Origin of the sequence: Roseiconus nitratireducens (assembly GCF_008629675.1) — a bacterium.
Lineage (GTDB): Bacteria > Planctomycetota > Planctomycetia > Pirellulales > Pirellulaceae > Stieleria > Stieleria nitratireducens.
The window spans coordinates 292,265-305,955 of sequence record NZ_VWOX01000002.1; the positions used below are offsets into that span (position 1 = coordinate 292,265).

The 13,691-nt window shown below is 60.7% G+C and carries 11 protein-coding genes and 1 tRNA gene; 6 read left to right on the plus strand and 6 right to left on the minus strand.

The window, feature by feature from the left end; genetic code table 11:
- Nucleotides 1-116: 116 nt before the first annotated feature.
- The 4 genes from FYK55_RS03730 to FYK55_RS03745 form a co-directional block, all read right to left on the minus strand.
- Nucleotides 117-707 carry a hypothetical protein gene (locus tag FYK55_RS03730; protein WP_150075015.1) on the minus strand — a complete coding sequence of 197 codons (591 nt, stop codon included), beginning with the start codon at nucleotides 705-707 and terminating at the stop codon, nucleotides 117-119.
- 365 nt (nucleotides 708-1,072) lie between these two features.
- On the minus strand, nucleotides 1,073-1,300 hold the full coding sequence (locus FYK55_RS03735; RefSeq protein WP_150075017.1) for a DUF1580 domain-containing protein: 228 nt from the start codon (nucleotides 1,298-1,300) through the stop codon (nucleotides 1,073-1,075).
- A 205-nt stretch (nucleotides 1,301-1,505) separates the two neighbouring features.
- Nucleotides 1,506-2,756 (minus strand): tyrosine-type recombinase/integrase, encoded by a 1,251-nt coding sequence (locus tag FYK55_RS03740; protein ID WP_150075019.1) that lies wholly within the window; start codon nucleotides 2,754-2,756, stop codon nucleotides 1,506-1,508.
- A gap of 130 nt (nucleotides 2,757-2,886) precedes the next feature.
- Nucleotides 2,887-2,959, minus strand: a tRNA-Cys gene (locus tag FYK55_RS03745).
- Between the two features lie 509 nt (nucleotides 2,960-3,468).
- Here FYK55_RS03745 and FYK55_RS03750 point away from each other — a divergent pair.
- The 4 genes from FYK55_RS03750 (at nucleotide 3,469) to FYK55_RS03765 (ending at nucleotide 7,335) form a co-directional block, all read left to right on the plus strand.
- Nucleotides 3,469-3,987, plus strand: coding sequence for an RDD family protein (locus tag FYK55_RS03750; protein WP_161604291.1), 519 nt, complete (start codon nucleotides 3,469-3,471; stop codon nucleotides 3,985-3,987).
- A 24-nt stretch (nucleotides 3,988-4,011) separates the two neighbouring features.
- Nucleotides 4,012-5,604, plus strand: coding sequence for a tagaturonate epimerase family protein (locus FYK55_RS03755; RefSeq protein ID WP_150075329.1), 1,593 nt, complete (start codon nucleotides 4,012-4,014; stop codon nucleotides 5,602-5,604).
- 82 nt (nucleotides 5,605-5,686) lie between these two features.
- On the plus strand, nucleotides 5,687-7,144 hold the full coding sequence (locus FYK55_RS03760) for a YeiH family protein (RefSeq protein ID WP_150075023.1): 1,458 nt from the start codon (nucleotides 5,687-5,689) through the stop codon (nucleotides 7,142-7,144).
- Nucleotides 7,141-7,335, plus strand: coding sequence for a hypothetical protein (locus FYK55_RS03765; RefSeq protein WP_150075025.1), 195 nt, complete (start codon nucleotides 7,141-7,143; stop codon nucleotides 7,333-7,335). The genes FYK55_RS03760 and FYK55_RS03765 overlap by 4 nt, the downstream gene beginning before the upstream one ends.
- Nucleotides 7,336-7,418: 83 nt before the next feature.
- On the opposite strand, the gene acs is transcribed toward FYK55_RS03765, so the two are convergent.
- A complete protein-coding gene (gene acs, locus FYK55_RS03770; RefSeq protein ID WP_150075027.1) occupies nucleotides 7,419-9,380 on the minus strand; it encodes an acetate--CoA ligase in 1,962 nt (653 codons plus the stop codon).
- A 223-nt stretch (nucleotides 9,381-9,603) separates the two neighbouring features.
- Here acs and rsgA point away from each other — a divergent pair, with 223 nt between their 5' ends.
- Complete coding sequence (gene rsgA / locus FYK55_RS03775; RefSeq protein ID WP_150075029.1) at nucleotides 9,604-10,746, plus strand: ribosome small subunit-dependent GTPase A; 1,143 nt, start codon at nucleotides 9,604-9,606, stop codon at nucleotides 10,744-10,746.
- Between the two features lie 479 nt (nucleotides 10,747-11,225).
- On the opposite strand, the gene FYK55_RS03780 is transcribed toward rsgA, so the two are convergent.
- Nucleotides 11,226-12,584 carry an aminotransferase class I/II-fold pyridoxal phosphate-dependent enzyme gene (locus FYK55_RS03780; RefSeq protein WP_235908396.1) on the minus strand — a complete coding sequence of 453 codons (1,359 nt, stop codon included), beginning with the start codon at nucleotides 12,582-12,584 and terminating at the stop codon, nucleotides 11,226-11,228.
- A gap of 296 nt (nucleotides 12,585-12,880) precedes the next feature.
- Between FYK55_RS03780 and FYK55_RS03785 the strand changes: the two genes are divergently transcribed.
- Complete coding sequence (locus tag FYK55_RS03785) at nucleotides 12,881-13,636, plus strand: (Fe-S)-binding protein (protein WP_150075031.1); 756 nt, start codon at nucleotides 12,881-12,883, stop codon at nucleotides 13,634-13,636.
- Nucleotides 13,637-13,691 lie beyond the last annotated feature (55 nt).

Here is a 13,691-nt window from a genome sequence, read left to right on the forward strand (position 1 = left end):
CATCGTGAAGTCGCTCGCTGGCCGATTCGATCCACGGACGTGGACCGTCTTCCCGCAGCATTCAAACTGCCGGCGGTGATTGGCTCCGAAAGTCCGGTTGCACTGGGAACACTTTGTCATGGTGTGAATGTCCATGTCACATCGCAATCACCTTCGTCGCCTTCGAGGGCACAACCGGCGTCTGCGCTCGATGTCCCTTCGCCGACAAGGTTCAATGTGAAGCCGCTTTGCAGGTCATTAAGGCCAACGTCCAGCGCGGTCGAACCACCGCCGTTGTAAGTCGCGTAGGCGAAGCTCCCGCCGGGCTGCGGACATTCATACAACCATTCCTGGATTACGCTCATCGTGACGCGAAACACGGGAATCGGGTATTCCGTCCCCGGCGTGGGTGTTGGAAAGTGGAGAGCGACGCGGCCACTCGCGGTAATTTGCAGCCGACCGTCCGTTGCGCCCGGACCGCTGTTCGCAGTACCCCCGGCGATCACCTGATACAGCGTGTAGTTGTCAGACGGATCGGTGGCACCGGACAATTCATCTTTGATCCATCGCGACAGCTCGCAATCCCACGCGCAAAGGCCGTCACGTTCGGCACCTTCGTTTGCCCACGCCTCGGACGGGTAGTACGTCCAAAACGGCTCGGTTGTGTGGTCCCAAAGAGTGTTCGGAAGGAGCAATGAGTTCCACTGCCAATCGGTTTGAGCGGTCACAGTGCGGGTCCCGCCCGACACTGGCCCGCTGCTGGGCGTAAATGGTGGGTCCCAGCCTGCGTGGCGCCGGGGGGCAATTCGACCGTGGCCGGAATTGCTACGGTGTGGGAGAGTTGTCCGGCATCATGCCGGAGGGAACAATGGTCCATATTGGGTCGCTTCAGTTGTTTCGCGCGACTCCACCGGTATGATGGACCCACGCAGTTGCCGCTGCTTTGCCGGTGCTCCCAATACCAAACGGAGAATGACAGTCTCACATTTGGGGGTGCCGGCCTTTTCATGCGCCGGTCGGCACCGGCGCGTCTGATTGACTGGTTCGGCCCGCGAGTCTGGTCGCTGCTAGGCCGGAGATTGAAGCTCGGCGATTACGCCGGCTGCTGGGTGCGTTCGAGGAATCGCGTGACCGCTTGACGTGACGTGAAGCGGTGTTGTCCGATCCGGACTGTTTCCAGCTTGACGCCTCGAAGCCCGCGATTTTGCCAACGCCAAACGGTGGCCTGATGGGGACGCGCGGAACTTGGGAACAACTTGGCCGCGTCAGGGATGCTGACCAAATCCTCGGTCAGCAGATGGAGATTACTTTCAGGGCTCATCCGACTCACTCACTTCGTTTCGGTGGTTGTTCGAAAGAAACCACCAAAGGAGTCGACCTGAGCGCGCACGTCCAAACGGTGATTTCTTCTCTCCGTTGGATACGTGCGCGGCGATGAGGCCACGTGTCTCAATCACCTACAGCCCGTGCTGACTGAGACGTTCACAATGTTAGCGGTCGCAAACACAATTGCAAACCGTTGCAGCTTAGAGTTTTGGTGCTGCTTTCGCCGCCCGCGTTGCCGCTTCGATGCTCTCGCGAGCGTAGTGAGCGGTCATCAATGCCGTCGAGTGCCCAAGTAAGGCTCGGGCATCCTCAATACCGAGTGCAGCACGGACTTCTGTGGCCGTCAGGTGGCGGATCTGATACGGGGTCCACTTCGGAACCTTCATGCGTTTTGCGGCACGTGTGATCGCCTGGTAATAGGATGCGGTCGTGTAGTGGTCACGGGGAGTCCGTTTCGGATTCGCTTTGCGGTTGGATCCGGGGCGGTTGCCCTGGTTTAGAGGCGTCTGTCGGTTCGCCGTTCCAATTGCCCGGCGCCATGCCATCGCCTCGGCCGGGCTGAAACAGTAGGTGTTGGGGTCTCTCTGCAGGTATTCAGTAACCGCATCGCGCGCATCGCCAACCAACGGGATCGCTTTCGGCTTGCCGGTCCAGTCCGTCTTGTGCTGACTCAATCGATAGACCCACACGTCACCGCTCCGGTCGATGTCGCACGGTTTCATGATGCAGATTTCCTTCGGGCGTGCTCCGGTGGCCACCTGGATTCGCAGCATGGCCTTTACTACCGGGGACAGCAGCTCGGCAGTTTTGCGCACGTCTCCGATCGGAACCGGTACGACGGGGGCAACTTCCCTCGCGGTCGTCTGCCCTTTTCGAAGCGGCTCCAGTGATTTCAGTTGGGCTACCTTCGTCGCGTCGATCAGTTCTCCAGCGACAGCATGCCGGAAGATCGCAACCACGCAGTTTGTCAGCCGGTTTACGTACTTTCGAGCGAAACCTTCGTCGACCAAGGTTTTCCGGAATGCTTTCAGCTTCACCGGGCCGAATTGTTCAGCCGCCACGTCACCGAATTGCTTGTCCAGCCGATCACACAGTTTGTCGTGCCGGCTTTTTTCTGACGGAGTGTTCTTGTACTTCTCTGCGATGTGCTCGCGGAACAGGCCAGTAACGTGACGAACCAGAATCGGCTGATCGGTCTGATGAGTGGCTGCCGCTTGCGGCGCGGACACGCCGAGTAGCAACGCCACGTGGGCGTCCAGCGACGTCGGATCGAAGTCATCGGGAAGTGACAACCCGTTCTGCTGGTAGACCGTGATCAGGGCAGCGTAGCGGGCGATGGACTCGGGTGAGTCGTGCTTGCCGAGATAGAAGTCACGGCCGGCGATCGTGACAACAGATTGGCCGCTGATGTGGTAGCGGCGTGCCGGGGCTTTAGCCTTGGGTCTGGCCATCGGTGGGACTCCCGTTCGAATCCGGACCGAGTTTTTCGGTACAGATTCGGTTTTGAAACGGGGCCGCACACCAAATGGGTGGTAACGCTCAGAGGCGTTCCGGCCGGTAAATCACTGGGTTTTGCAAAAGAGGCGACGGTGGGATTCGAACCCACGAATAAAGGATTTGCAATCCTTCGCCTTAGCCACTTGGCCACGTCGCCGCAGGATTCCGGAAAGGTAGAAAACTCAATCGGAATCGTCAAGAACCGCCTGATCGTTCCTCCCCGCCTGACCGGAGTACTCCGGACAACCAGAGCGGCCGTGAAGAACGATATCGGACACTTTGCGGATCCTCTTGAGGGACATCGGGCGAATTGCGGAAGTTCGCTGCCCGAGCTGCCAACCGGTCGTGGAGGCCGCCGAAAGCTGGAGTTCGAGTATCGCCTAAGAATCAGCGTCATCCCATGCCTCGGGCAGACGGGCAGCCGCCGCCGCTGCGCTCACAACACCACGTCGCAACGGGAATGTTACCAGGAGGTTTGGGGCCGAGCGGACGCCACCACCGTTCTAGAATGGATTTGCAGTGCGTTCGGCGATTCGCCTACACTTCGATCCTTCCCCCCCCACTTTTCTGTCGCGACCGATCCGGCTGCTCCGCCAAACGGCCCTACCGGACCGCTCCGTCGTCATTTTGAATCCGCGTGATGAACCCCCTGAGGAGTGTGACAGCGTGAACGATATCAATCCCTACGCGGCAACCACCGAAACGATCGAAGATCCCTACGGCTACCAGGGAGGGTCCGAATTGGCCACCCGCGGCCAACGACTGCTCGGAGCGATCATTGACGGGCTGATCCAGATGGTGATTGTGGTGCCGCTGGGAATTGCGTTGGGAATGGTGATCGCGATGACGCTCGGCGATGGCATGGTGACGCAACTGGTGGCCAACGTGGCCGGCGGGATTCTGGGATTCCTGGTCTTCTTGGCGCTCAACGGCTACTTGTTGGCAACCCAGGGGAAAACGATCGGCAAGCTGGCGATCAAGACTCGAATCGTCGATCGAGACACGGGGCAGCTGGTACCGTTTTGGCCTCTGATCGGCAAACGCTATTTGTGGTTGTGGTTGATCGCCCCCATCCCGTTCTTCAATTTCATCGTCCCCCTGATCAACGTGTTGTTGATTTTTCGCGAGAACCGGGCGTGCCTGCACGATGATATTGCCCACACCAAGGTGATCGCCGACGCGTGACGCCTCGCGTCCCCTGCGGTGATGATGCTCTCGGAAGCTGGAATCACCAGTCGAGTCACCGGTAGCGACGCTCGCCAGAACGTGGCTTTCCGCTGCGAACGTGACGGAAGCTACGGGGTTGTGCGATTCTTCAGACGGAGCCTGGAGCGTGCGTGGAGGGCATCGTTGCCGTTGGGCGAGTCCACCGTCTGGCGACGGTGGCTACGTCGACCACCGCGACGCGGTCCTCCCCGTGTTTCATGGGCTGCTCCGTGGTGTTGCCGGCCGCAGCCAGGCGGTAAGGTGTGTGCGTTTCGGGCGTCTCTCTGTGCCCTCTCCGCCATCTCACGAAACTCGATCAAATACATCATGGATCAACAATGCACGACGCTGGGGTTGGAACCCAGCTTTGGATTCGGAGACCGGACCGGATTCGCAACGCCGGGACACGTTGCCGCGATGAAACGGTGCGGTCAGGGCATCGCGCCGATTTTTCCGCAGCAGTCCATCCGTGAAATGACGCGTACCCAGCGGACACCCGAGGACGTGATGCGGGACGCGATGAGTGCCGCCCAATCGTCGGGTTGGGACGGCCCGGTCGGCGCCGATGCGGATCACCTGAAAGTGAACGAGGACGTCGACGTCACGGCGGCCGCCGGCTTTACATTCTTCACCATCGATCCCTCCGGCGATGTGGATCAACACGCCGACGATTACAACGAACCCACGCTACGGGATCGCTTCAAGATCGTCCGACAGTCCGCTTCGTGGTTCGACGGATATGTCGGGCGGACGATCCCCCTGTCGACCGGCACGACCGTTGAACTGGATGAAGAGGCCTGCATGCGTGCCGCCGTCAAATACGGCTCCGCCATTGCTCGGGCCCTGGAACTTGGCGATTACATCCGCAAAGTCAACGAAGCAGACGGGCGCGACTACGAAATCGAATTGTCGGTGGACGAAACGGAGCAACCGACGACGCTGGCCGAGCATTACATCATCGCCGACCAGTGTTTGCAGGGAGGAATGAAGCTGGTCAGCTTGGCTCCCCGCTTCATCGGTGATTTCGAAAAAGGCGTCGATTTCAAGGGGGACCTGGATGCGTTGGAGCGGTCGCTGGCTGATCATGCCGCGGTGGCGGAAACGCTGGGGCCTTACAAGTTGAGCTTGCATTCGGGCAGTGACAAGGTCTCCATGTACCCTGCCTTGGCGAGAACCACTCGTGGCAAGTTCCACGTCAAAACAGCCGGGACCAGTTACCTGGAAGCGTTGCGCGTCGTCGCGCGTCATGAACCCGAAGCGTTTCGGGAAATCGTCGACTTCTCCCGACAGCGATACGATACGGACAAAGCTACCTACCACGTCTCCGCGACGCTGGCCGATGCTCCCACCACGGATTCGGCGGACGATGCCACGTTGGAGCGCGAGTACCTGGAACTCTGGTCAGAAGTGCCGCAGGGAAAAGGCTTCACCAAGCCGGGCCGCCAGATTCTGCACTGCACGTTCGGATCCGTGTTGACCGATCCCAAATGGGGATCCATCGTGCTGGACTGCTTGAAGTCGCACCCGGAAACCTATTCCGAAGTTCTGGACGACCATTTTGGTCGGCATTTGGACGCGCTGCGTCAGGGAATGTAACGCGTATCGAAGTCGTCCTGTCGCCGCCGCTCGAAAAGAGGTGGCCCAGGCGATTGGCAAGTCGAATCAACACGAGACTGAAATGAGTGACAATCCGTTCGACCCACCGAAAACATCAAACGTCGACGCAGATGAGCAGACGCCGTCGGAACGCGTCAGCGATGCCCCACGGACCAGCACCTGGCAACAGATGAAGACGGCCGAGGACTGGTGGGCAATCTGGTGCGCGGGGCTGCTGTTGCTGGTGTCCTTCGTCGCCGTTTGGATGGCATCCGCGGCGGCCGCTGGAACGGAAGTCGCGCTGGAGAACCCGTTGAGCGGTTGGATCGCCAAGCCCGGTTCGTGGGACTCCAATCCGCTGGACGCGTTTTACGTTGCCGGAGCCGAAGGAAAACCCGCCAAGACGACGTACCTTGGCGTGCTGGGCGCATTTCTGATCATCGGCGGACTGTTCACGGTCGCGACGCGTCTTCGCGGCGAGAACGCATCGGGTTTTGCCAAGGCGTTCCCGATCATTTTTGCGCTCGCCACGCTCGCGTATCTGCTGGCGGGGCAAAGCACTGTCAAAGCATACAACCTGGAATACGCTTTGTGGGCCTTGCTGGTCGGATTGGTCATCAGCAACACGATCGGGACGGCCGCCTGGCTGCGTCCGGCCGTGCTGACCGAGTTCTTTATCAAGACCGGGTTGGTGCTGCTGGGGGCCGAGGTATTGATGAGCAAGCTGTTGGCGCTGGGCATTCCCGGCATCGGTGTGGCCTGGATCGTGACGCCAATCGTGTTGATCAGCACGTACGTGTTCGGCCAAAAAGTGCTGAAGATCCCGTCGGCATCGTTGAACATGGTGATCAGCGCCGACATGTCCGTCTGCGGCGTCTCGGCCGCGATCGCCACCGCGGCGTCTTGCAAAGCCAAGAAGGAAGAGTTGTCGCTGGCGATCGGTCTGTCGCTGTCATTCACCGTCGTGATGATGGTGGTGTTGCCGATCGTGATCCGCGCGTTGGGGTTGCCGACGGCGGTGGGTGGAGCCTGGTTAGGCGGGACGATTGACGCGACCGGCGCCGTGGCGGTGGCCGGGGCGACTCTGGGCGATGAAGCTCTGGAAGTCGCCGCGACGGTCAAAATGATTCAAAACATTCTGATCGGCGTCACCGCGTTCCTGGTCGCCGTTTACTGGGTCACCTACGTGGAGAAAGATCCCAGCGCGCCCCGTCCGGGGATCGGTGAGATTTGGTACCGATTTCCCAAGTTTGTGTTGGGGTTCATCGCCGCATCGATTCTGTTTTCCGTGCTGCACGCGACCCTGCCCGGCGGGGAAGAAATGGTGCAAACGATGATCAAGGGGGCCACCAAAACGCTCCGCGGCTGGTTCTTCTGCCTGGCGTTCGTGTGCATCGGACTGGAAACCAATTTCCGTCAACTCCTGCCGTATTTCCGCGGTGGAAAACCGGCCCTGCTGTATGTCTGCGGTCAGTCGTTGAATCTGATTCTGACGCTGGCGATGGCTTACCTGATGTTTGGGGTTTGGTTCGCGGAATGAAACGGTCTGTGCTGCACCGCCGGCTTGCCTTCGCGACCATCGTCCTGGCGATGATGTTCGTCTGGGGAATTCTGTTGCCGCAACTGTCGGCAACGCAACGGGTCCGCGACCGTCAGCAGTGGCTGGACGAACATCAGATTGATCCGGCCGCAATGTTCTACACCGACCTGCCGATGATGGACCGGCCTTAGTCCGACAGGTGCTGCGCGCCATTTCCGTCGGCTTACGCCGACGGCAGGAAGCTGTCGACACTTCGCGACTGGAGAAGCGTGGGCTACGCGTCTTGTTCGCGAAGTTTCGCCAGCACGGTGTAGTCTTCCAGCGTGCTTGTATCGCCGACCGCTTCGTGACCAGCTGCGATGTCGCGCAACAGGCGTCGCATGATTTTCCCGCTCCGGGTCTTGGGAACAGCGGCGGTGAATCGGATGTCATCCGGCTGGGCCAAAGCGCCGATTTGCTTGCGGACATGCTGACGCAAAGCTTGACGCAGTTCTTCACCCGGATTGGGATCGGTGACGGTGACGAAGGCCGCGATTGCTTGACCCTTGATGTCATCCGGACGTCCGACCACGGCGGCCTCGCATACGGACTCGTGGCTGACGAGCGCACTCTCCACTTCGATGGTGCTCAACCGGTGCCCCGAAACGTTGATCACGTCATCGATGCGGCCCATGATCCAGTAGTACCCGTCGCTGTCACAACGGGCATTGTCCCCCGTCAGGTACTTCCCTTTGACAAGCGACCAATAGGTTTCGATGAAACGCTGCTCGTCGCCCCAGACGCCGCGGAGCATCCCCGGCCAGGGTTGATCGATGCACAACATTCCGCCGTGCTCTTTTCCGACCGGCGCGCCGGTTTCGTCCACAATGATGGGCACCACACCGGGAAGCGGTTTCGTGCACGAACCGGGTTTGGTGGCCGTAATCGCCGGCAGCGGGCTCATCATGATCCCGCCGGTTTCGGTTTGCCACCAGGTATCGACGATCGGGCATTTCTCGCCGCCGATCTTTTTGTGGTACCACATCCAGGCTTCGGGGTTGATGCCTTCGCCGACGCTGCCTAGCAGTCGAAGGCTGGACAGATCGTGCTTTTCGACATGTTCGTCACCCCACTTGATGAACGCCCGGATGGCCGTCGGCGCCGTGTAGAGCACGGTGACCTTGTACTTTTCCACCAGGTCCCAAAACCGGTCTTCCGCCGGATAGTTGGGAGCGCCTTCGTACATCAGGCAAGTCGCGCCCGCGGAAAGCGGTCCGTAAACAATGTAGCTGTGGCCGGTGATCCATCCGCAGTCGGCGGTGCACCAATAGATGTCATCGTCGCGATGGTCGAACACCCACTGAAAGGTGCGTTTGGCCCACAGGTTGTATCCGGCGGTGGTGTGGCGAATGCCCTTGGGCTTGCCGGTGCTGCCGGAGGTGTACAGGATGAACAGCGTGGTTTCACTATCCAGCGGTTCGGCCGGGAAGTCGTCTGACTGCGAATCAACCACATCATGCCACCAAACGTCGCGGCCCTTGGTCATCGGCGTATCCTTTTCACCGGTTCGCCGCAGGACCAGGCATTTTTCAACGGTCGGTGACTTTTCAAGCGCCTCATCGACCGTTTTCTTCAGCGGCAGAACCTTTCCGCGGCGATACAGACCGTCGGAGGTGATCACCAGCTTGGCGCTGGCGTCGTGATTCCGGTCGGCGATCGACTCAGCACTGAAGCCGGCGAAAATCACCGAGTGGATGGCGCCGATGCGAGCACACGCGAGCATCGCGATGACCAATTCCGGCGTCATCGGCATGTAGATGCTGACCACATCGCCCTGCTGGACCCCCAGTTGGCGCAACGCCGCGGCACATTTGCAGACCTCAGACTTCAACTCGTTGTAGGTCAGCGTGCGGGTATCGCCCGGTTCCCCTTCCCAGATGATCGCCGCGCGGTCTCCCCTGCCCTGATCGATGTTGCGGTCCAGACAGTTGTAGCTGGCGTTGGTCTTTCCACCGACGAACCATTTGGCGTGGGGCGCGTCCCATTGGCAAACGTCGCCGAAGGGCTCGAACCAATGCAGATGTTCCAACGCCTGCTCTTTCCAGAATGCGTCTCGGTCATCCCGGGCTCGGGCATACATCTCGTCGTACTGCTGCTGCGTGGCGACGACGGCGTTTTCCGCGAACGAGGCCGGCGGCGGAAACAATCGGTCTTCGGCAAGCACATGGTCAACTTGGCCAGCAGCAGTGTCGGTCATCGAACGCGGATCCAAACGAGGTTGTGGGGTGGGAAATCAGTGGAGGAAATCTCACCGCACAGTCTAGCGAACGGCAGGCACGGTCACCACACGGGGAGCCGCTCGGGCGGCCAACGCGATGGCGGACGGCACCGCTCCCCCGGGCGGCGTGTCCGCTTGCAACCGAAGATGTTCGGGCGACCGGCCCGATCCCCCAGCAGCAACAAATCGTTACACTCGGTTCATGGCGAAGAAAAACCAAAAACGCAAACAGTCGCGCGTGGCTTTCCGCAAACGGCACCAGGGGAGGGTGCGCGACAGTGATTTGACCCGCCAGTTTCGTTCGGGAGAGTCCCTGGAGGACGCGGCAAAGAATGAACGCGTCAGCGGGAAAGGCGATTTGACGCGTAAGCGGACGGTGGTTGGCGTTGATGCCGAACAGCCGACGCAGTCGGACGCTGCCGAATCCAATGCTTCGCCGCTGATCGACGGCCGCGTGACATGCGTCCATGGTTTGGTCAACACGGTGCTGGCCGACGACGGACGCCACTTCGAATGCGCGATCCGCCAGGTATTGAAGTCCGTCAGTATCGAAGGTCGCGGAGCCGTCGTGGCCGGGGATCGCGTCCGATTTCGATCCGAATCCGACGACACGGGGATGATCGAGTTCGTCGCCCCGCGACACGGCGTGATCAGTCGTCAGAGTCGAGGGCAGCAGCACGTCATCGCTGCCAACGTCGACCACCTGTTGATCGTCACCAGTGCCGCCGAACCGACGCTGAAACCGGCCCTGATCGATCGATTCTTGCTGTCGGCCGAACAATGCCAGGTCAACCCGGTCATCATCATCAACAAGTGCGATCTGATTGATCCCGCATCGATTCAGCCGCTGGTCGGTGTCTACGCCGCGATGGGCTACCGAGTGCTGATGACCAGTGCCGAAGCGGGAACCAACATCCAATACCTGCGCGAACTGTTGAAGGGAAAGCAGACGGCATTTTCGGGGCAGAGCGGCGTTGGCAAGAGCAGCCTCCTGAACGCGGTGCAGCCCGGCCTGGGATTGGCCGTCTCCGAGGTCAGCAGCGACAACCAGAAAGGTCGACACACCACGACCACGTCCCGATTGATCCCGCTGGCCGATGGCGATGGGGCCGTGTTTGACACACCCGGGATCCGGCAATTCCAACTGTGGGACATCAGCCCCGAAGAGGTGGCCGGACTGATGCCCGACCTGCGTCCCTACGTCAGCCGGTGCCGCTACTCAAATTGTCTGCACCTGAGCGAAGACGACTGCGCGGTGAAAGACGCGGTCGCCGACGGCCGGATCGACGCACGACGCTACGATTCGTACTGCCACCTGTTGGAAGATGACTTGCTGCTCGGTTGATCGGGGTGGGTCTTTGTCTGAAAACCAGTAGCGACGCTCGCCAGAGTGTGGCTTTCCGCCGCGTGGCTCTCCGCCGTCTGGCGACGGCAGCTACGGGGTTGTGCGACCGTTTCAGACCGACGGCCAGCGATTGCTTTGTACCGACGCTCGCCAGAGTGTGGCTTTCCGCCGCGTGGCTCTCCGCCGTCTGGCGACGGCAGCTACGGGGTTGTGCGACCGTTTCAGACCGACGGCCAAGCGATTGCTTTGTACCGACGCTCGCCAGAGCGTGGTATTCCGCCGCGTGGCTCTCCCCCGCCATTGCGACGGCAGCTACGGGGTTGTGCGACCGTTTCAGACCGACGGTCAGCGATTGCTTTGTACCGACGCTCGCCAGAGTGTGGCTTTCCGCCGTGTGGCTCTCCGCCGTCTGGCGACGGCAGCTACAGGGTTGTGTCGCTCTCCGCCGCCATCGCGACGGCAGCGACAGGCAGCGCAGCTTATCCCAGGCACTTGCCGATTTGGCGAACCGCTTGGCGCAAGCGGTGTTCGTTCTCGACCAGCGACATCCGCAGATAGCCTTCGCCGGCGGCACCAAATCCGCTTCCGGGGCTGACGGCAACGTTGCCTTCTTCCAGCAACTTCATGGCGAAATCCATCGTGCTCATGGAACTCCGCCAAGGCTCGGGCACCTCGGCCCATACAAACATTCCCGCTTTCGGCGGCTGGACGTTCCACCCCAACCGTCGCAAACCGCTGACCAGCACGTCGCGCCGCCCTTGATAGATCTCCGACTGTTTTTCGACCGTGGCCTCGGTTTCACGCAACGCGACGATGGCTGCGATCTGGATGGCTTGGAACATCCCGTAGTCGTAGTAGCCCTTGATGGTGCCCAAACCACGAACCATGTCGGCATTGCCGGCGCAGAATCCGACGCGCCAGCCGGCCATGTTGTATCCCTTGCTCATCGTGGTGAATTCCACTCCCACGTCCTTGGCACCGGGGGCGGCCAGAAAGCTAGGGGGCACGTAGCCGTCGAAAGCCACGTCCGCATAGGCAAAGTCGTGGATCACGAGGAACCCGTACTTCTTGGCAAGTCGGACCACCTCGACGAAGAAATCGGGCTCGATCACCGCGGAGCTGGGATTGTGCGGGTAGTTGACGATCAGCACCTTGGGCACCGGTGTCAGGTTCTCGCAGGTGTACGCCACGTTGCGCAAGAATTTGTCCGGATCAGCCACATCCAGTGACACCACGTTGCCCGACGCCAGGATGACGCCATACATGTGAACCGGAAAATACGGCGACGGAATGATCGCGGTGTCCCCAGGCCCCATCAGAGCCAGGCACATGTGAGAGAACCCTTCCTTGCTGCCCAGACAGGCGATGATTTCCGTTTCCGGATCCAGCCGGACGCCGTATTTGCGATAGTACTTGCTCGCCACCTCGCGCCGCAGATTGGCGATGCCGTTGGATTTGCTGTAGCCATGGTTGCCGGGGTCCGCCGCCGCGTCGTGCAGCTTCTGGATCACAATCGGATCGGGCGGATCGGATGGATTCCCCATTCCCAGGTCAATCACGTCATCGCCGGCGCGACGCTTCTGGTACAGCGAATTGTTGATTCGCCCAAACATGTACGGCGGCAACCGGTCCACGCGTGCGGCGAACTTGACCTCGAACGGCTTGGGCACCGGATCGGTCGTGGGGGGAGAGATCGCCGGAGCGTCAAAGTCGACGGTGTCCACCACGGGGGATTGACCATCGCCCGTCTTGGCGGCCGCATCGTCGGTCGGACCGGAGGACGGCTTGGAGCCGGAGACGGGTTGTTCGGAATCGTTGACGCTAACCGTGTCGCTCATTTGCCAAACCATTGCGTTGGCGGTGAATCGTGGAAGTGGCCGGATCTATTGTCGACAAGATGTGTCCCGATGCCCAGGGGTTCGTGGGAAACCGCCGCAGAATCCTTTTTGCCGGAGGAGTCGACGGAGCGGAACGGGGACGCCTCGGCGGCGGATTGGGTCTGCCATCTCGAGCTGTCGCCGGTTTCAGCTACCATAGGGGCCACTTCATTCCGACGCCGCGCCGGTTGCAGCACCCCCACGTTCGCTCGCCCGGCCGTCTCTCCGTCACCCCGCTCCCCTTTCTCCGGTCGTCCATGTCCGTCGCTCTGTTCGTTCCCTGTTACGTCGACCAACTGTACCCTGACGTGGCGGTCGCGTCCCTCGAATTGCTCGAGCGGCTAGGTGTCGATGTGGTTTACCCCGAAGGCCAAACCTGCTGCGGACAACCGATGGCCAACACCGGGTGCGTCGACGATACCGAGCCGGTGGCCCGTCGGATGGTCGAACTGTTCGCCGATTACGATGCGATCGTGTGCCCCTCGGGATCCTGCACCGCGATGGTCCGGCACCACTACGCGGCGTTTTTTGACGCCGACGACGCACGGTTTCAGCACGTCAGCCATCACACGTACGAACTTTGCGAGTACTTGCATGACGTCGTCCGGTTGCAGCATCTGGACGTGAACTTTCCGCACCGGGTCTCCCTGCACCAAAGTTGCCACGGACTGCGCGAATTGCGATTGGGACAGTCCAGCGAATCGATGACGCCTCGGACCAACAAAGTCCGAACAATTCTGGAGTTGGTCAACGGGATCGAGTGGGTCGAGCCGGATCGTCCCGACGATTGCTGCGGATTCGGCGGCACGTTTGCGGTGAACGAGGCCGATGTTTCGGCGGAAATGGGGCGAGCCCGCATCGCCGACCATTGCGGCAAGGGCAGTGAGGTGATGGCATCGACGGACATGAGTTGCCTGATGCATCTGCAGGGACTGATCCGGCGCGAAAAGACGCCGATCCAGGTGATGCATGTTGCCCAGATCCTGTGCGGTCGCCCGCTGGGGTCAGCTTAACCCGCGCCGCCCACGCTTCCGCGCTTGGCCGCGCGCAATCGGTCGAAGTGTCCCG